The sequence below is a fragment of the Xanthomarina gelatinilytica genome, assembly GCF_000348685.1.
In the GTDB taxonomy this organism is placed as follows: Bacteria; Bacteroidota; Bacteroidia; order Flavobacteriales; family Flavobacteriaceae; genus Xanthomarina; species Xanthomarina gelatinilytica.
In genome coordinates this window covers 702685-721297 of record NZ_ANLA01000004.1, presented here as the reverse complement: position 1 = coordinate 721297, position 18613 = coordinate 702685, and the positions used below count along the sequence as shown (strand labels likewise).

Annotated in this window: 18 protein-coding genes; 12 read left to right on the top strand and 6 right to left on the bottom strand. The window is 35.0% G+C overall.

The window, feature by feature from the left end:
* The first annotated feature begins 38 nt into the window (after positions 1 to 38).
* The 7 genes from D778_RS03835 (at position 39) to murI (ending at position 7639) form a co-directional block, all read left to right on the top strand.
* Positions 39 to 923, top strand: a complete 885-nt coding sequence (locus D778_RS03835) for an NAD kinase (RefSeq protein ID WP_007647851.1) — start codon at positions 39 to 41, stop codon at positions 921 to 923.
* A 100-nt stretch (positions 924 to 1023) separates the two neighbouring features.
* Positions 1024 to 1713, top strand: coding sequence for a type IX secretion system protein PorG (gene porG, locus D778_RS03830; RefSeq protein WP_007647850.1), 690 nt, complete (start codon positions 1024 to 1026; stop codon positions 1711 to 1713).
* Positions 1714 to 2454, top strand: a complete 741-nt coding sequence (locus D778_RS03825; protein ID WP_040491336.1) for an isoprenyl transferase — start codon at positions 1714 to 1716, stop codon at positions 2452 to 2454.
* The gene (locus D778_RS03820) at positions 2387 to 5068 is read left to right on the top strand and encodes a BamA/OMP85 family outer membrane protein (RefSeq protein ID WP_081602612.1); all 2682 of its coding nucleotides are present in this window, start codon (positions 2387 to 2389) and stop codon (positions 5066 to 5068) included. The genes D778_RS03825 and D778_RS03820 overlap by 68 nt, the downstream gene beginning before the upstream one ends.
* Positions 5069 to 5240: 172 nt before the next feature.
* A complete protein-coding gene (locus D778_RS03815; protein WP_007647845.1) occupies positions 5241 to 6257 on the top strand; it encodes an OmpH/Skp family outer membrane protein in 1017 nt (338 codons plus the stop codon).
* A 29-nt stretch (positions 6258 to 6286) separates the two neighbouring features.
* Complete coding sequence (locus tag D778_RS03810) at positions 6287 to 6796, top strand: OmpH/Skp family outer membrane protein (RefSeq protein ID WP_007647844.1); 510 nt, start codon at positions 6287 to 6289, stop codon at positions 6794 to 6796.
* Between the two features lie 63 nt (positions 6797 to 6859).
* Positions 6860 to 7639 (top strand): glutamate racemase, encoded by a 780-nt coding sequence (gene murI, locus D778_RS03805; protein WP_040491446.1) that lies wholly within the window; start codon positions 6860 to 6862, stop codon positions 7637 to 7639.
* On the opposite strand, the gene D778_RS03800 is transcribed toward murI, so the two are convergent.
* Positions 7636 to 8154, bottom strand: a complete 519-nt coding sequence (locus tag D778_RS03800; RefSeq protein ID WP_007647842.1) for a gamma carbonic anhydrase family protein — start codon at positions 8152 to 8154, stop codon at positions 7636 to 7638. The two genes, murI and D778_RS03800, sit on opposite strands and share 4 nt — an antisense overlap.
* 111 nt (positions 8155 to 8265) lie before the next feature.
* Entirely contained in the window at positions 8266 to 9276 is a 1011-nt protein-coding gene (locus D778_RS03795; protein ID WP_051052625.1) for a PorP/SprF family type IX secretion system membrane protein, read from the bottom strand.
* Between the two features lie 249 nt (positions 9277 to 9525).
* On the opposite strand from D778_RS03795, the gene D778_RS03790 reads away from it, so the two are divergent.
* The 5 genes from D778_RS03790 to D778_RS03770 all read left to right on the top strand — a co-directional run bounded on the left by D778_RS03790 (position 9526) and on the right by D778_RS03770 (position 14121).
* Positions 9526 to 10428, top strand: a complete 903-nt coding sequence (locus D778_RS03790; RefSeq protein ID WP_007647840.1) for a NifU family protein — start codon at positions 9526 to 9528, stop codon at positions 10426 to 10428.
* Positions 10429 to 10479: 51 nt separating this feature from the next.
* Entirely contained in the window at positions 10480 to 10680 is a 201-nt protein-coding gene (locus tag D778_RS03785) for a dodecin family protein (RefSeq protein WP_007647839.1), read from the top strand.
* A 144-nt stretch (positions 10681 to 10824) separates the two neighbouring features.
* The gene (locus D778_RS03780) at positions 10825 to 12864 is read left to right on the top strand and encodes a thioredoxin domain-containing protein (protein ID WP_007647837.1); all 2040 of its coding nucleotides are present in this window, start codon (positions 10825 to 10827) and stop codon (positions 12862 to 12864) included.
* A gap of 1 nt (position 12865) precedes the next feature.
* Positions 12866 to 13219 (top strand): DUF1304 domain-containing protein, encoded by a 354-nt coding sequence (locus tag D778_RS03775; protein WP_007647836.1) that lies wholly within the window; start codon positions 12866 to 12868, stop codon positions 13217 to 13219.
* Positions 13220 to 13308: 89 nt separating this feature from the next.
* Positions 13309 to 14121, top strand: coding sequence for a mechanosensitive ion channel family protein (locus tag D778_RS03770; RefSeq protein ID WP_007647835.1), 813 nt, complete (start codon positions 13309 to 13311; stop codon positions 14119 to 14121).
* A gap of 34 nt (positions 14122 to 14155) precedes the next feature.
* Here the strand turns inward: D778_RS03770 and tsaB are convergent, their stop codons facing one another.
* The 4 genes from tsaB to D778_RS03750 are packed head-to-tail and all read right to left on the bottom strand — an operon-like array spanning position 14156 to position 18613.
* Complete coding sequence (gene tsaB / locus D778_RS03765; protein ID WP_007647834.1) at positions 14156 to 14830, bottom strand: tRNA (adenosine(37)-N6)-threonylcarbamoyltransferase complex dimerization subunit type 1 TsaB; 675 nt, start codon at positions 14828 to 14830, stop codon at positions 14156 to 14158.
* Positions 14831 to 14835: 5 nt separating this feature from the next.
* Complete coding sequence (locus D778_RS03760; protein ID WP_007647833.1) at positions 14836 to 16212, bottom strand: TolC family protein; 1377 nt, start codon at positions 16210 to 16212, stop codon at positions 14836 to 14838.
* Positions 16205 to 17320 (bottom strand): efflux RND transporter periplasmic adaptor subunit, encoded by a 1116-nt coding sequence (locus tag D778_RS03755; RefSeq protein ID WP_007647831.1) that lies wholly within the window; start codon positions 17318 to 17320, stop codon positions 16205 to 16207. The genes D778_RS03760 and D778_RS03755 overlap by 8 nt, the downstream gene beginning before the upstream one ends.
* 48 nt (positions 17321 to 17368) lie before the next feature.
* A complete protein-coding gene (locus D778_RS03750; RefSeq protein ID WP_202898518.1) occupies positions 17369 to 18613 on the bottom strand; it encodes an ABC transporter permease in 1245 nt (414 codons plus the stop codon).

The window sequence follows — 18613 nt, the reverse complement described above, 5'->3', positions numbered from 1 at the left end:
GGCTGTAACATGTGCCCTTAAAACAACCAATCAAACACATGAAAATTGCAATTTTCGGTCAATTCTATCATAAAAACGCTGAAGAAGCTGTAGAAATCCTTTTAGATTATTTGTATGAAAAAAACACAAACGTGTATGTTGAAGAGCAATTTTTCGATATTGTAAACCACCAGTTAACCAATCATAAAAACTACGATAAATTCAAAACCTTCCGTACTTTGGATAAAAGCTTCGATTTATTGATCAGCATTGGTGGCGATGGAACTATTTTAAGGACTACAACATTGGTCAAAGATTTAGACATTCCCATAGTTGGCATAAACACAGGTAGGTTGGGGTTTTTGGCAACCATACAAAACGAAGACATTACCGAAGCCATAGACGATATTTTATCTGGAAATTACAAAATATCAGAACGAAGCTTACTTTCCATTCAAACCTCACCGGAACATAAAGAATTCAACGATTTGAATTTTGCACTCAATGAAATTGCAGTAAGCAGAAAAAACACCACTTCCATGATTACTGTGGAAACCAGATTAAACGGAGAGTATTTAACCTCCTATTGGAGCGATGGCTTAATCGTTTCCACACCAACTGGTTCAACCGGGTACTCCTTAAGTTGTGGAGGCCCAGTAATCACTCCAGACACCAATAGCTTTGTGCTAACACCAATTGCGCCACATAATTTAAGCGCAAGACCTTTAATTATTACAGATTCTACCGAAATCCAACTTAAAGTTAGTGGTAGGGAAGACAACTTTTTAATTTCTTTAGATTCCCGAATTGCAACCTTAAGCAACAATACCATAGTAACCATAAAAAAAGCGCCATTTAAAATAAAAATGATTGAACTTTTAAAAGAAAGTTTTTTGGATACGCTTCGTAAAAAACTACTTTGGGGCGAAGACAAGCGCAATTAAACAATAATTTGCCAGAAAAACTGTTTTATTCCTAATACAATTTGATTCAAATTGTTATAGGCTAATCTTATTTATTATATTTGCAAACTTTTGAACATTTATGAGGTATTTAACCACAATATTTTTATTCATAATATCTATACAATTAAGCCACTCCCAAACCCATGAACTTGGGGTTTTTCTTGGTGGCAGTAATTTTATTGGCGATGTTGGTGCCACAGATTACATTGCGCCAAACCAACTTGCCTTTGGTGGTATATACAAATGGAACAGAAGTCCAAGACATTCGTTTAGGTTTTCATTAATTTATTCTGAACTGAAAATGGACGATTTAAAATCAGACGACCCAAGACGTCAAGAAAGAGGATATCAAATAAACAACCACATAGTTGAAGCCTCCTTAGGATTGGAATTCACATTCTTGGATTTCGACCTTCATCAAGGCACCAACAAGGCAACCCCTTATTTATATACTGGCGTAACAGCTGCTTATCATGATAATTTTTATTTTACTCGTCGTGGGCAACTAACTTCAGAAAACACCAGCAGTATTGCTTATGGCATTCCTATGGTTTTGGGTTTTAAATATCGTTTTGTGGAAAATTTTGTTATTGCAGCAGAAATTGGAGCAAGATATACCTTTAGTGATGAAATTGATGGAAGCGTTCCAGATTACGATAATGATGCTCCTTCGGCTTTTGGAAACAAAAACAACAACGATTGGTACATGTTTACAGGAGTTACCTTGACCTATACTTTTGGGAGAAAACCATGCTATTGCGTTTTTTAAATGGATTTAAAATCAGAAATAAATACAAGCAAATTACCTAAACACCTAGCCATTATAATGGATGGCAACGGACGTTGGGCCAAACAAAAAGGCATGATGAGGGCTTTTGGCCATGAAAATGGCACAAAGGCTGTGCGCCAAGTAGTGGAAGGCTGTGCCGAATTGGGCATAGAAAACTTAACCCTTTACGCTTTCTCAACAGAAAACTGGAACAGACCCAAACTAGAAGTGCAAACACTTATGAAACTTCTGGTGTCTTCCTTGAAAAAAGAAATTAAAACCCTTCAAGACAACAACATCAAACTCATGGCCATAGGTTGCCTAAACGAACTCCCAGCTAAAGCGCACAAGGAGCTTTTGGAGGTCATGGAGAAAACCAAAAACAACAGCAGAATGGTTTTAACGCTTGCTTTAAGTTATGGATCAAGGGAGGAAATAATAAATACCTTAAAAAAAATAAGCATTAAAGTTAAAAATAATATAATTTCGCCCGAAAATATTGATGAATCGGTTATTAATGAGCATCTTTACACGCAAAATTTACACGACGTAGATTTGCTTATTAGAACAAGTGGCGAACAACGTATAAGCAATTTCCTTTTATGGCAAATTGCCTATGCAGAATTGTATTTTACAAATGTACTTTGGCCAGATTTTACAAAGCAGCATTTATATGAAGCAATTATTGAATATCAAAAAAGAGAACGACGATTTGGGAAAACAAGTGAACAAATTAACTAATAAAGTACTATTGAAAACATACTTACCATTTATTTTAACATTGCTGTTTTTTGTTAATGTTCAAAGTTTAAAAGCTCAAGTATCAAATCCTCAAAATGGTGAAACATACACTATAGGTGGCATAGAAGTAGTTGGAGAAACCAGTTTCAGCGAACAAACCATTATCACTTACTCTGGACTAAGGACTGGAGAAGAAGTTTCTATTCCTGGAGACAAAATAAGCAATGCCATTAAAAAACTCTGGAATTCCAACCTATTCAACAACATCGAGATTTATGTTAATAGAATAGAAGGCAATGAAGTGTTTTTGGAAATTAGATTGGAAGATTTACCAGAACTTAACGAAGTTAAGATCAATGGTATCAAAAAAGGAAAGAAAGAAAAACTCATTACCGAGAACTCTTTAAACAAAGGGGTCAAAGTTACCGAGAACCTTCTTACCACTACCAAAAACTACCTTGTTAATAAATACAAAAAAGAAGGATTTTACAACACCAAAGTTAACATTAACACCATTGAAGTTGAAGACACCATTCAAACATCCAAAAGTGTTATGAATATGGTTGTTAATATAGATAAAGGAAAAAAAGTAAAAGTTAAGGAGATCCAATTTTCTGGAAATACGGTTATTAAAGATAGCAAACTCAAAAAAGCTATGAAAAACACCAAACAGAAAAACATAACCCGTATCCTTAAACGTTCCAAATATATTGAAGCCGATTTTAAAGAAGATTTAAACAGTGTCATAGACAAATACAAAGAAAACGGTTACAGGGATGCTAGGATTCTGTCGGACAGTTTGGTGGTGTTAGATGATAAAAATGTTGCCATTTACATAGAATTGGAAGAAGGCGAGCTATACACCTTTGGTAAAATAGACTTTATTGGGAACACTGTATATTCAGATGATATTTTAAGGAGAATACTACGTATCAATCCTGGAGAGACCTATAATGGCGTACTCCTTGAAAAACGAATCGCAGATACCGAAAACCCAGATGCTGTAGATATTACAAACCTTTACCAAAACAATGGTTATTTGTTCTCAACCATTAATCCTGTTGAAATAAGTGCAGAAGGAAATGTTATCGATTTAGAAATCAGGATTTCAGAAGGTAAACCGGTCCATTTTACAGATGTTTCTGTTGTTGGTAACGACGTGACAAACGATCATGTTATCTATAGAGAGCTACATACTCGTCCAGGACAGTTGTACAACAAATCAAATGTCATTAGAACCATTAGAGAGTTAAGTCAGCTAGGATTTTTCGATGCAGCACAAATTGCAACCAACTTCAATAATCCAAACCCTAACGAAGGTACCATAGATTTGGAATATGTGGTTGTGGAAACGGGTTCCAGCCAAATAGAACTACAAGGTGGTTATGGCGGAGGTGGTTTTATTGGTACGCTTGGGCTATCTTTCAACAACTTTTCATTAAGAAATTTATTTAATTTAGACGCTTACAAACCTGTTCCTCGTGGTGATGGCCAAAAACTGTCTCTACGATTACAAGCAAGTCAATTCTATCAAACCTACAGTTTCTCTTTTACAGAACCATGGTTAGGTGGTAAAAAACCAGTTCAATTTTCAACCTCTGTTTCCCATACCAAACAATTTTTATACGATTCCAGAACTGGAAAAGCTGACAAAGACAAACGCTTTAACATAACTGGTATCTCGGTAGGTATTGCAAAACGTTTAAATGCTCCAGATAACTTTTTCACCTTATCTCAAGCTGTTAGCTACCAACATTATAACCTAAAAAATTATAATACCGGACTGTTCACTTTTGGTGATGGTTACTCAAATAACTTGGCTTACACCATAGGTTTAAGCAGAAACAGCACCTATAACGATCCTGTTTTCCCAGTTGGAGGTTCCAATTTTAGTGTAAGTGCGAAATTAACCTTACCATACTCTTTATTTAACAATGTGGATTACAATGCCTTAAAACACGAAAGGGAAGATTTAGAGAATATCGTTAATAATACATCATTGGATAATGACATACGACAGGAAGCTAGTGAAGGTATAGCCGAAATTGACCAAGAGCGATTTAAATGGTTGGAGTTTTATAAAATTAAGTTTAAAGCAGACTGGTATGCCGAGATTGTTAAAAAACTGGTTCTAAAGCCAAGTGCAGAATTTGGCTTCTTGGGAGCGTACAATCAAGATAGAGGAGACATCCCTTTCGAGCGTTTCTTTTTAGGAGGAGATGGTTTGGGGTCTTACAGCTTGGATGGCAGGGAAACAATTGCATTACGTGGATATCCTAACCAATCCATCCAACCTTTGGATGAAAATGGCAATCCTACCAACGATGGTGGAACCATTTACAATAAATTTTCATTGGAATTAAGATATCCTATTACCTTAAAACAACAAGCAAAAATATTTGTTTTAGGGTTTATGGAAGGTGGTATGTCCTATAACGCATTTAAAGATTACAGCCCTTACGACCTTAAACGATCTGCTGGTGTTGGTCTGCGTGTATTTATGCCTGCCTTTGGTTTACTGGGTATTGATTTTGGTTACGGATTCGATCCTGTTCCTGGACAAACACAACCAAATGGATGGGAAACACACTTTATAATTGGACAACAATTTTAATTTGGCACGATATTTTCTAATAACAATTTGATTATTTAAATTGAGAATTAAAATTTTTAAAGTTAAATTTCGTTAATTTTGAAAATAATAATTCAAAAAATAGACAGACAACTTAAATAATTAGCTGTCGTTTTTAGAATTTATAGACCATAAATTATAAATTATGACACAGATGAAATTAAAAGTTCTTTTTTTACTGATTATAGTTTCTACAATTGGTATATCTGCTCATGCACAACGTGGTGTAAGAATAGGTTACATAGATACAGAGTACATTTTACAAAATGTCCCTGAATATCAAGAAGCATCTGCCCAGTTGGAAAGTAAAGTTCAAAAATGGAAAACTGAAATTGAAACCCAGTTAAACGAGATTGAACAAAAACGAAAAGATTTAAGCAACGAGAAAGCACTTTTAACAAAAGAACTTATTGAAGAACGTGAAGAAGATATAGCTTTTGAAGAAAAGGAAATTCTAGACTATCAACAAAAAAGATTTGGTCCAAATGGTGATTTAATGATTCAAAAAAAACAGTTGATCCAGCCTATTCAAGACCAAATATTTGCTGCAGTTCAAGATATGGCCGAAAAAAGAAAGTACGATTTTGTTTTCGATAAATCGGCAGATGTGGTGATGTTATATTCTGCAGAACGATTCGATTTTAGCGATGAAGTCATTCGAAGCATTTCCAGAACCTCAAAACGTACTCAGGCCCAAACAAGGCAGGAACGCAAAGCTGCTGAAGCCGAAGAAAACCTTCCTGAAATAGACGAAGAACAAGAAGCCAGGGAAAAAGCTGCCGAAGAACGTAGAGAGCAAATTTTAAACGAACGCGAACAAAAGCAATTAGAAGCTCAAAAACGTAGAGACAGTATCATAGCCGAAAGAGCTAGAATTAGAGAAGAAAAACTAAATGCCAGAAACACACAAAACCAAGAAACAACCACTAACGAAGATGGAGAAGTTGTAAATGAGGATGGCGAACCAGTAGAACAAAAATCCAGAGAAGAAATTCTTGAAGAACGCAGACAACAAAAATTAAGAGATAGAGAAGAAAGACAAAAAGAACTGGATGCAAGAAGACAAAAAATTCTTGAAGACAGACAAAAAGCAAAAGAAGAAAGAGAAAGACAACAAGCACAAGAAAACAATAATGATGGCACAGAGCCAGACGAAACAGATAACAATTAAATTATAACACTTATTAATACTATTTAGAAATGAAACATTTTAAAACCTTTTTATTTGCAGCAGCCTTATTTATTGGAGCAACAAGTTTTACGCAAGCCCAAAGCAAAGTAGCGCATATTAATACACAAGACTTAATAAAAGCGATGCCAGAAATGAATACAGCACAAGCAGAAATGGACAAGCTTGGTAAAACTTACGAAGCCGATATTCAAGCTATGGTAACAGAGTATCAAAATAAATTGAAACAATACGAAGCTGAAGCTGCAACAAAAACTGACGAAGAAAACCAAAAACGTTCAATGGAGATACAAACCATGCAACAAAACATACAACAATACCAAGGGCAAGCACAACAAGAAATGCAGAAAAAAGAAATTGATTTATTAAAACCAATTACTGAAAAAGCTAAAGCTGCCATTTTAAAAGTTGCCAGAGCTCAAGGTTTTGATTACGTATTGGACTCTACCCAAGGTGGTGGCGTTATTATGGCTGACGGTAAAAACCTTATAGACGATGTTAAAAAAGAATTAGGAATCTAATTTATTTTAAAAAGTTAAATTGAAAGCCACTTAAATCAAGTGGCTTTTTTTATTTTTGGAAGTATGAACAAGCAACCTATTGGCATTTTCGATTCTGGCGTTGGTGGCACCTCCATTTGGAAGGAGCTAAACCTCTTATTGCCATACGAAAACACCATGTATCTAGCCGATAGCAAAAATGCGCCTTATGGTGAAAAATCTAAAGAAGAAATCATATCCCTAAGTAAAAAAAACAGCGATTTACTTTTAAATAAAGGCTGTAAGCTTATTGTTGTTGCCTGTAATACAGCCACAACCAATGCCATAAAAATTTTAAGGGACACCTATCCCATTCCCATTATAGGTATTGAACCAGCCATAAAACCTGCTGCTTTAAACACCAAAACAAAAACCATAGGTATTCTAGCAACCAAAGGCACACTTTCCAGCGAACTGTTTCATAAAACCACCGATCTTTTTGCCAATGGCATTAAAGTGGTAGAGCAAGTTGGGGAAGGTTTGGTAGGCTTAATCGAAAATGGCAACATCTATTCAGAAGAAATGTCTTCGCTATTAAAATTATACATGAAACCCATGTTGGATGCCAATGTAGATTACTTGGTGTTAGGCTGTACACACTACCCTTATTTGCTGCCACAGCTCTTGGAGATACTTCCAAAACACATTAAAATTATTGATTCTGGAGAGGCAGTTGCCAGGCAAACCCAAGCTGTTTTAAAACAACATCAGCTGTTAAACCAATCCATATCAAAACCTCAAATTGAGTTCTATTCCAATGGTAGGTTGGATGTTTTAAAGTCCCTAATTGGCAATCAGTACAAAATAGAATATTTAGATTTTTAAACATCTTTAAACCAACCGGAATAAGTGACATAATTTTCAGCAATTCTATGGATTTCTCCTGATATCAATTCCTGGCTAATGTCTTTTACTTTTCTTGCAGGCACTCCTGCATAAATACTTCCTGCCTCTACTCTGGTGTTTTGAGTGACCACAGCACCAGCAGCAATTATACTGTTGCTTTCAACAACACAATTATCCATCACAATGCTACCCATACCAATAAGCACATTATCATGTATGGTGCAGCCATGCACAATGGCATTATGTCCTATGGATACGTTGTTCCCAATGTTTGTAGGATGTTTTTGATAAGTAGCATGTATTACTGCGCCATCCTGTACATTTACCTTATGGCCCATTTTAATATAATGAACATCACCTCTAACTACTGCATTAAACCAAATACTACATTGGTTACCCATGGTTACTTCGCCTACAATAGTAGCGTTTTCTGCAACAAAACAGGACTCTGGAATGTGTGGATGTTTTCCGTTTACAGGTTTTATAATTGGCATGGCATGTTGTTTATTTACAAAAAATATACAAAAAAATTAAGTGAATCAAAAGTCTAAAACAGGATTGTTTCAACCAAAAAAAAGCCTTGAAATCTTCAAGGCTATAACTTTTTAATTTACTGCAGGACAGTTACAATGGTAACGCTCCTTTTTACAAGCAAAATTATATCCTAAAGTAATTTGATGAAAACCACCATTATTATATACCACGGAATTGGCTTGATAAGAATATGTATAAGCAAACATAAACTGGCCATAATTTATACCCAGTAACGGAGTGATGTATTGTAATTTTTGACTGGAAACCCCTTGTCCATCTTGAAACTCGGCACCATCCAAACTTCTTCTATATGAAATTCCTCCCCATAGTTTACCAAACTCAAACTCTTTATAAGCCTTTGCATTAACATCTATGGAAGATTCTTTGGTACCATCTTTATACAGAAACATCAAGGAAGGTTCAAAACTCCATTCGCTTCCGTATTTTTGAAACACATTTCCAGCACTCAATATAAATTGTCTCGGATTGTCATAAGCAAAAAGTCCGTTGGCATTGGAATTAACACCATCGTTTTTAAGCATGTTTTTTACGGTTGCATGTGCATAAAAATTGTATAGGAAATAAGAAAAACCAAAGTCTATATTAAAATTAGTGGCACTTTGCTCGATCCCAGCGATTATGGGATCAAAAGGCTCGTTTGTAAAAGCTGTTTCATCCAATTTATATTGTAAAACCCCTGCACTTAAACCAAAAGAAAGCATGTTTAGATCCACTTCGCTTCTAGAAAACATAATATGATGTGCATAGGTTAAATAGGCACCATTTTGGGAGTGATATCCGTTTTTATCAGAATAAAAAATAGCTCCAACACCAGAATTCGATTCGCCTATTCTTCCATTGACGCTCATGGTTAAAAGTCTAGGTGCATCTTCGTCCCCAAACCATTGTTGACGACCTGTAACTCTCACTTTGGCACAATTGGCTGCTCCAGCCATGGAAGGGTGAATTAAGTAGTAATTATCGGTTAAATAATCTGAGTAAATAGGCATACCCTCTTGAGATATAGCTGTTTGCGCTAACAAAAACACAAAAGCTAGCATATAAAACCTTTTCAATATCATAATTTTAGTTTTCAGGGACTCTGTTTAAAAGTTGCTAATTGGCTATTAATTAAACTAATTTTTTACTAAAAAATTATAAACAGAAACCAAATATATAAAAATTACTTTTTATCAGTCTCACAATAAAGTTAAAGGTTTACTATATTTAGAGAAAATACGATAAAAAAATTGTGCTCTTAAAAGCGAAAAAGCCAAATATATGGATATCTAAAGTTATCTTTTAGTATTTTTGTAAAAAATTTTAAACTTATGAATACTTTTCAAGTTTCCATTAAAGAAACTTCCAACAATAGCATTATAAAATTCGAAATAAATCAATTTATAACACAGCATCAAAGTTTCGAATTCAACAATATAGACGAAGCAAAATCTTCCCCATTGGCACAGCAATTATTTTATTTACCTTTTGTGAAAAAAGTTTACATCTCTGGTAATTTTATTGCTGTAGAACGGTTTAATATTATAGCATGGAAAGACGTCCAGGATGAAGTTGCCGATCAGATACAAAGCTACCTGAACAATGGTGGTGTAGTAGTAGAGGAGACAGCTGCCCCTAAAAAAGTACCTGTAACGGTTTATGCTGAAAGCACTCCAAACCCTTCTGCCATGAAATTTGTGGCCAACAAGAAACTGGTAACAACGTCTTATGAATTCACTTCAATAGATGAAGCCAAATTATCGCCTTTAGCAACCCAATTATTTCATTTCCCTTTTGTAAAAGGAGTCTTTTTTGATGAAAATTTTGTTTCTGTTACCAAATATGAAGTTGCCGATTGGAATGAAATCACCATGGAACTTCGTGAATTCATTAGAAGTTATATAGAACAAGGAAAAGAAATTATTGCTCCAGAAGCACCAAAAGCCTTGAAAAAAACTTCGGAACAACTGGATGCCTCCTTTGAAGAGTTGGACGATATCTCCAAACAAATCATCAATATTTTGGAAGAATATGTTAAACCTGCCGTTGCCAGTGATGGTGGCAATATTCAATTTAACTCTTACAATCCGGAAAGCAAAGAAGTAAAAGTGATTTTACAAGGTGCTTGCAGTGGCTGCCCTTCTTCCACGTATACCCTAAAAAGTGGTATAGAAAACATCCTTAAGGAAATGTTACAAGGTAAAGTTAACACTGTTGTTGCCATAAATGGTTAATTTTTTCTTAACTTTAAGATTCACTAAAGTTTCATTTAAAAAATTATAATTATGGCAGTATTAAAAGTTATCGAAGTCTTATCAAATTCTAAAGAAAGTTGGGAAGATGCCACCAGAAAAGCAGTCAAAGAAGCTTCTAAAACCGTAAAGAACATTAAATCCGTTTACATTAAAGAGCAAAGTGCCATTGTAAATGGAGATCAAGTAACAGAATTTAGGGTCAATGTAAAACTGACATTCGAAGTTAACTAGACCATTTTCAAATATTTTAAAACCTAAGCGTTCTACATGGACGCTTTTTTTGTGTCTTTAAATCCGTAACTTTGAGTTATGAAATATGCTCTCATATTATTGCTCAGCATTTTATCGAGTTGTCAAGGACCAAATAAAAACCTTATGAATAAGCCATACACAAACAATTTAATTCACGAAACCAGTCCTTATCTTTTACAACATGCCCACAATCCTGTAGATTGGCATCCTTGGAACGATACTGCTTTAAAAAAAGCAAAAACCGAGAACAAACTGCTTTTAATTAGTGTTGGCTATGCTGCTTGTCACTGGTGTCATGTTATGGAACACGAAAGTTTTGAAGACACAGTTGTAGCCAAACTCATGAACTCTAATTTTATAAACATAAAAGTTGATAGAGAGGAACGTCCAGACATCGATCAAGTATATATGAATGCTGTGCAACTAATGACAGGAAGTGGTGGTTGGCCCATGAATGTGGTAGCGCTTCCAGATGGCAGACCTGTTTGGGGAGGCACTTATTTTAGAAAAGAACAATGGCTTAGTGCGTTGGAGCAAATTTCAGACCTCTATAATAGAAATCCAGAAAAGCTCCATGAATATGCCAATAAGCTGGAACAAGGCATTAAAGCCATGGATATGATTACAGTAAATACCAATGAAGCCGATTTTAACATTGAATTTATTGATGAAACCGTTACAAATTGGTCGCAATATTTCGATCGTGAACTTGGTGGCTTAAAACGTGCTCCAAAGTTTATGATGCCAAACAATTATCATTTTTTATTACGATATGCATACACAAAACATCATAAAGAGCTGCAGGAATTTGTAAACCTCACGCTTACAAAAATGGCGTATGGAGGACTTTACGACCAGGTTGGAGGTGGTTTTTCAAGATATGCAACAGATGTGAATTGGCACATTCCTCACTTCGAGAAAATGCTATACGACAATGCCCAATTGGTAAGCTTATATACTGATGCTTACCTAATTACCAAAAACAAACTTTACAAGGACGTTGTGTACGAAACCTTAGCTTTTGTAGAACGGGAATTAACTGCAGAAAATGGAGCGTTTTATTCTTCATTGGATGCAGATAGCCACACCACGCAAGGCCATCTGGAAGAAGGCGCCTTTTATGTTTGGACCACAGAAGAGCTTCAACAAATATTAGGTGCTGATTTTGAATTGTTTGCAGCATATTATAACATTAATAACTATGGTTTTTGGGAAAAGAACCATTATGTTTTAATTAGAAAAGATTCAGATAATGCATTTGTGAAAACCCACAACATAAGTATTGAAAAATTAAACGAGAAGAAAAACCAATGGAAGGAACAGTTGTTAAACAATCGTGAGAAAAGATCCAGACCAAGTTTGGACGACAAGACCTTAACCTCCTGGAATGCTTTAATGTTAAAAGCTTATGTAGATGCTTATAGGGTTTTTGGTGAAGCTGCTTTTTTAAAATCGGCAGAAAAAAATGCCCATTTTATTACCTACAACCAATGGCGTGAAGATGGTGGCTTAAACCATAACTACAAAAACAACAAAAGTACCATAAATGGCTATCTGGAAGATTACGCACTAACCATAGAGGCATTGATTGCGCTTTACGAAAACACCTTAAACGAAACATGGTTATTTACTGCCAGGGATTTAACCAACTATGTGTTCGATCATTTTTACGAAACAAACAATGGCATGTTTTATTTCACTTCCAATGAAGATGCCATGTTGGTTAGCAGAAGCTTGGAATATAGAGACAATGTCATTCCTTCAAGCAATTCCGTTATGGCCAAAAACTTATTTAAATTATCACGTTTTTTTGATAACACATATTATTTAAAAACAGCCACAATGATGTTAAACAACGTTAAGCTAGAGATACAGGAATACGGATCCAATTATTCCAATTGGTTGGATCTTATGCTAAACTACACACAGCCTTTTTATGAAGTTGCAGCTACTGGAGCAAATGCCAACAAAAAAATAAAAGAAATAAACCAAGAATATCTTCCAAATAAAATTGTAGCTGGAAGCACTAAAAAAAGCAAGCTTCCTTTATTGCTTAATAGATATATAGAAAATGAAACCTTAATTTATGTTTGTGTAAACCATACCTGTAAATTACCAGTTAAAAACAGTCAAGAAGCCATAAACCAATTAAAAAACAAATAACATGAGTATTGTATCCATTTTTTTAGTTTGTTTGGTTGCCTTAGAGCATCTCTATTTTTTATTTTTGGAAATGTTTTTATGGACCAAACCTAAAGGCATTAAAACTTTTGGTTTAAAATCCAAAGCCTTTGCCGAAGAGACAAAAGTATTAGCAGCCAACCAAGGTTTGTACAATGGGTTTTTAGCAGCTGGTTTAATTTTTTCACTAGTTAACAATGATACCAAAACCATTCTTTTCTTTTTGGGCTGCATTACAGTTGCTGGTATTTTTGGAGCAATAACCACCAAAAAAATATCGCTTTTTTATATCCAGTCAATCCCTTCGGTTTTAGCCATTAGCTCCATACTAATTTAATATTTGTTTAAATAACCATCCGTTTCTATTTGAAAACCAGATTTCAAACTATTTTTTTTAACTTTACGGTCTAATCAAAAAAAACATATATGGATATTGAAAATTGGACTACTAAAGGTATTGAACTTGCAACTGAATATGGCTTGAAAATTATTGGAGCCATTGTTATATGGGTTATTGGTTCCTGGATCATAAAAAAACTGGTTCGTGGCGCTCGAACTGTGATGACCAAAAGAGGCTTTGATGAAAGTCTTCAAAAGTTCCTTTTAAATTTAATTAGTTGGTTATTAAAAATCCTTTTAATTCTTGCTATCTTATCTCAGCTTGGGGTAGAAACTACTTCTTTTGCCGCAATTTTAGCTGCAGCCGGCTTGGCTATTGGTATGGCACTTCAAGGTTCTTTAGGAAATTTTGCAGGAGGTGTTTTAATTATGATTTTTAAACCTTTTAAAATTGGCGATTTTATTGAAGCGCAGGGAGAAACCGGAACGGTTAAGGAAATTGAAATATTTACAACCAAGTTAACAACTCCAGACAATAAAGAAATTATTATACCAAATGGCAGTCTTTCCAATGGCAACATCACAAACTACAGCACAGAAGACACAAGACGTGTAGATGTTACTTTTGGAGTAGGATACGAGTCTGACATTAAAAAAACCAAAGAGGTTATTTTAAGTGTTGTAGAGGCCAATCCTTCCATCCTAAAAGATCCAGCTCCAGCAATCAATGTGTCTGAGTTGGGAGATAGTTCCATTAACTTTTTTACAAGGGTTTGGGTGAAAAAAGAAGATTATTGGGATGTGAAATTCAGTATGATAGAAAATACCAAAGAAGCTCTTGATGCTGCCGGAATTGATATTCCTTATCCACATCAAGTTGAAATACAGAAAAAAGCCTAAAACTTTAAGCCTCCCAATTTCTTGGGAGGCTTTTTTATTTTTTATTTGATTTTATAACTACAAAATCCTTTAAGTAGTAAGGTTCAAAATAAGCGACGTCCTCAAAGTCGCTTTTTTGGAATTTACGATAAGCTATCTGGCTCATTTGGTTTGCAGAAGGCAACTTATTGTCTATAAAATGAGCATGTGGATGCTGAATGATGGATTTAAACTTTTCAACACCATTTCCTAAAAAAAAGACCTGTCCAGTCTCTAAATATTCAGCAAAGGCATTAGCATCCAGGATTTGTGCTTCAACCTCTCTTATGATTTGGTAATTTGCATCAAAAACAGCAGAATAAACTTCCATACGTCTGGCATCGAGCATGGGAATTATCAATCCCTTTTCAACAATTACTTGATGTGCCAAAGCTTCCAGAGTAGAAACAGATATTAAAGGCTTATTTAAGGCAAAACAAAGACCTTTAGCAGCCGAAACACCTATTCTTAATCCTGTATAGGAACCAGGACCTTTACTTACTGCAATGGCATCCAATTGGTTTGGCTGTAAATTGTTTTCTGCCAAGAGTCTTTCCATATATACATGCAGTCGTTCAGCATGGGAATAATCTTTACTGTTATCTTCCAAAAGTGCAAAAGTCTCTCCTTGTTTAGAAAGAGAGACTGAACAATTGGTTGTTGAAGTTTCTACACTTAATATAATAGCCACTTTATTTAATCTGTTAATGGTTTTCCTAAATAGAAATCTAATACTTTGGTTGTAAATACAAAGTTATATTTTGCATTAATTAAATTGGCTTCAGCATTAACCAATCTGTTTCTAACCTGTTCAAATTCAAAAGAGTTCATAACACCGGAATTGTAGCTTTCTTGAGCATTTTTAAATGCTTCTTTTTGTGCATTTAAAGACACTTGAGAAGCTTCAAACTGTTTAAAAGCAGCCTTGGCATCTGTATAAGCTTGTTCTATGGTTGAGCGCAAGTCTTGCTTGGCTTGGTCTAAAGAATAAGCAATACGCTCCTTATTTATTTTGGCTTTATCTACACTCACTTTGGTTTGCATTCTATTAAAAATTGGAATGTCTAATCTAAATCCTAGATTATACCCTAAATTATCTTCAAGCTGTTGCCAAAATCCATTTTCTACTAAAGAAATGTTTGTTGGATCATTAGGATCTATTACCACTCTCAAATCCTCTTGACCTTGAAAATGTTGGTAAGAAGTTCCAAGGCCAGCACCAAAACTTAAGGTAGGATAATAAGCACTTTTAGCAATGTCTATAGCTAATATGGAATTTTCAATATCCAGTTCTGCTTTTTTAATTTCTGGTCTGTTTTGTAAGGCATAATCGTAAATTTCATTGGAACTTTTGTGCTCTACCAAAACTTCTGGAAGAGATAATTCAATCTCTTCTACATCAAACCCTTCATTCGAAATTTGCAATAGTTGAGTGAGTGCAAGTTTAGCAAGCTCCAAACTGTTCTCAACATTGGTGAGTCTTTCTCTATCGCTGGCTAATTGGGCTTCCACTTCAAACAAATCTGCTCGGGGTCTTACACCAGAATCGACCAATTCTGACACTTGGATTACTTGTTTTTCAGTAATGGCCACTTGTTCCTCTGCCACTTTTAAATTTTCCTTGTTCAATAAAATATTTAAATACTGATTAACTACATTTACTGAAATGTTATCCTTCAAAATACTCAATTGTAATTCACTGGATTCAATTCCCAACTGAGCTTGTTTATAGATGCTGGTATTTCTAAATCCGTTGAATAGAGTAACACCTGTGTTCAAGCCAAAACTATTTCCCCTAGAGTCAATAGACACACGATTTCCATCTTGTCCAATAAAAGACCCAAAATTCCAATCTTGTGATGCAGAGGCATTAACATTTGGCAAGAAATTACCTTTAGCGCTTATTAAATCCTGATCAGCCAAGTCTGTGTCTAAAGCTGTTTGTTTTATGGAAATGTTGTTTTCCAAAGCATAATTTACACATTCTTCCAGGCTCCATTTTTTGTCTTGGGCAAAACCCGAAATACTTATAAAAATGGTTAGTAAAACAGTTGTTACTATGTTTCTATTCATCTTCATCATTATTTTCTTTTGATGCTTTGTTCCACACTTTAATTTTATCCCCTTCTTTAACACCTTCCACAATTTCTACGTTAATACCATCGGAAATACCTAGTTCTACATATTTTTCTTCATAGGTATTATCGTCTTTTAATATTTCAACATATGGTTTTTCGGTAATTCTATTAAATTGAAGTAAGGCTTCTTTTATTACCAGAACACTGTCTTTACTCTCCATATCAATTTCGGCGTTGGCACTGTAACCTGCTCTAATTTTGATTGATGGTGTTACTTCAACATCGGCTTTTATGGTAAATTGAACAGCACCACTTTCTTCTTGTCCCTTTGGTGCCACAAAAGTTAATTTAGCAGGAAATTCTTGCTCATTCAAAGCGCCAAGAACCACTCTAATTTCTTTACCTTCTTCTATTTTGCCAACTTCTGCTTCGTCCACTTTTCCTTCAAAAATCATTTTGCTCATATCGGCAATGGTTGCAACCGTTGTTCCGGCATTAAAACTATTGGATTCAATAACTTGGTCTCCTTCCCTTACAGGGATTTCCAAAACCGTTCCAGATATTTGTGCCACAATGTTTGTGTTGGCCGAACCTCCTCCTGAGAGCGATCCTTGTCTTATGATTTGAAAATCGTTTTGGGCCTGAATTAAAGTTTCTTTAGCTTGGTTATAAGATAGCTCGCTATTTTCAAAATCCTGTTTAGAAATCACTCCTTTTTCAAATAGGCCTTTGTTTCTGTCGTAAAGAATTTGAGCATTGTCCAAAGCCAGTCTGGCAGTACGGATTCTACTATTGGCACTTGCCAAGTTTTGTTCGTTAGGTACCACTCTAATTTTAGCAATCAAATCGCCTTTTTTTACGACATCGCCTTCTTCAACTAAGATTTTATCGATAATTCCACCTATTTGAGGTTTCAATTCAATTTCTTCCTCCGGATTGAGCTTTCCTGTTGCCACAACTTTTGTGTTAATAGATGTGTAGAAAGGCTCTTCTACCTTAAAATCTTCAATAGCTTTCGCATTTGATTCTTTAAAATATTTAATTACCCATACAAAAAGTATCAGCAATACAATTCCAATGATGATTTTTAATGTTTTATTCATGTGATCTAAATTATTATTCGTTTGGTTGATTATGATGTTACTAGTTATTTATTCTTCCCTTAAAGCGTCTATAGGTTTGATGCTGGTGGCTTTAAAGGCTGGTATGAGCCCGATTAGGGTTCCCAATACTATCAATATAATAAGTGCTATAAATACCACTGCAATGGATACAGATGCGTTTACAAGAACGGCTTCGTCTCCTTGTCCAAAAGCAGAATCGATTCCTATTAAAATCCATCCTCCTGTTATGATTCCAAAAAAACCAGCCAATAAGGTAATGAACACGGCTTCTACCACGATCTGTCTTTTAATTTCAAAAGGAGTGGCTCCTAAAGCACGACGCACTCCTATCTCTTTGGTACGCTCTTTTACGGTTATCAATAAAATGTTTCCAATAGCAAATACACCTGCAATCAAGGTAGCAATCCCAACAAACCATGTTAAAAATTGCATACCGACTAAAAATCCTGTTACTTTTTTAAATTCTTTACCAAGGTTAAAACTTCCAAAAGCCCGTGTATCTTCAGGATGGATGTTGTTTAAGTTCCTTAATATCAATTTGGCATCTGCTTCTATTTGTGTAATATCGTATTCTGGTTTTCCAGTAAGCATCATCCAACCTATTTGGTTGCCTTGGTTGTATATTTGTTGAAAGGTGGTAAATGGGATATGGATGTCGCTGGTTGGCCCCATATTGACATTACCATTTTCAAACATCCCAATAACCGTGAAATTCATGCCATTAATTTTTATGTATTGGCCAATCATTTCTTCATCTTTTTCAAACAGTTGCTTATAGATGTCTTCTGAAATGACAGCTACTTTTTTCTTTTCGTCAATATCGTTTTGATTGATAAAACGCCCATACATCATCTTCTTTTTCTGAACCTTATCCAGTAATGGAAAATCGCCATTAATACTATAAGTTCCAGATAAAAAATCTCTTACCACTAAGGATTGATTTTGGTTTCTTGGTACCACAAATTCAATTCCTTCCACATTTTCTTCAACCAATTTAGCATCAGAGAGTGTTAATCTTACTTGTTTTCCTTCTTGAAACCCCTTAAATGGCTTGCTGGTACTTTGTCCCCAAACAAACACACTGTTGGTGGCAAAGCTTCCAAACAGTCTATTAAAAGAATTTTCCAACCCTTTAGCAGAACCCAGGAGTCCGATAAGCAATAAAATTCCCCACCAAACGCCAACCATAGTAAGCATGGATCTTAACTTGTTTTTAGTAAGACTATCCCATACTTCCTGCCATGTATCTCTTTCGAATAAAAATTTTATCAT

Bases quoted from the DNA above. Each gene is read 5' to 3' on its own strand.
- D778_RS03835 (WP_007647851.1), top strand. From the start codon at position 39: ATGAAAATTGCAATTTTCGGTCAATTCTATCATAAAAACGCTGAAGAA.
- porG (WP_007647850.1), top strand. From the start codon at position 1,024: ATGAGGTATTTAACCACAATATTTTTATTCATAATATCTATACAATTA.
- D778_RS03825 (WP_040491336.1), top strand. From the start codon at position 1,714: ATGGATTTAAAATCAGAAATAAATACAAGCAAATTACCTAAACACCTA.
- D778_RS03820 (WP_081602612.1), top strand. From the start codon at position 2,387: ATGAAGCAATTATTGAATATCAAAAAAGAGAACGACGATTTGGGAAAA.
- D778_RS03815 (WP_007647845.1), top strand. From the start codon at position 5,241: ATGAAATTAAAAGTTCTTTTTTTACTGATTATAGTTTCTACAATTGGT.
- D778_RS03810 (WP_007647844.1), top strand. From the start codon at position 6,287: ATGAAACATTTTAAAACCTTTTTATTTGCAGCAGCCTTATTTATTGGA.
- murI (WP_040491446.1), top strand. From the start codon at position 6,860: ATGAACAAGCAACCTATTGGCATTTTCGATTCTGGCGTTGGTGGCACC.
- D778_RS03800 (WP_007647842.1), bottom strand. From the start codon at position 8,154: ATGCCAATTATAAAACCTGTAAACGGAAAACATCCACACATTCCAGAG.
- D778_RS03795 (WP_051052625.1), bottom strand. From the start codon at position 9,276: ATGATATTGAAAAGGTTTTATATGCTAGCTTTTGTGTTTTTGTTAGCG.
- D778_RS03790 (WP_007647840.1), top strand. From the start codon at position 9,526: ATGAATACTTTTCAAGTTTCCATTAAAGAAACTTCCAACAATAGCATT.
- D778_RS03785 (WP_007647839.1), top strand. From the start codon at position 10,480: ATGGCAGTATTAAAAGTTATCGAAGTCTTATCAAATTCTAAAGAAAGT.
- D778_RS03780 (WP_007647837.1), top strand. From the start codon at position 10,825: ATGAATAAGCCATACACAAACAATTTAATTCACGAAACCAGTCCTTAT.
- D778_RS03775 (WP_007647836.1), top strand. From the start codon at position 12,866: ATGAGTATTGTATCCATTTTTTTAGTTTGTTTGGTTGCCTTAGAGCAT.
- D778_RS03770 (WP_007647835.1), top strand. From the start codon at position 13,309: ATGGATATTGAAAATTGGACTACTAAAGGTATTGAACTTGCAACTGAA.
- D778_RS03760 (WP_007647833.1), bottom strand. From the start codon at position 16,212: ATGAATAGAAACATAGTAACAACTGTTTTACTAACCATTTTTATAAGT.
- D778_RS03755 (WP_007647831.1), bottom strand. From the start codon at position 17,320: ATGAATAAAACATTAAAAATCATCATTGGAATTGTATTGCTGATACTT.
- D778_RS03750 (WP_202898518.1), bottom strand. From the start codon at position 18,613: ATGATAAAATTTTTATTCGAAAGAGATACATGGCAGGAAGTATGGGAT.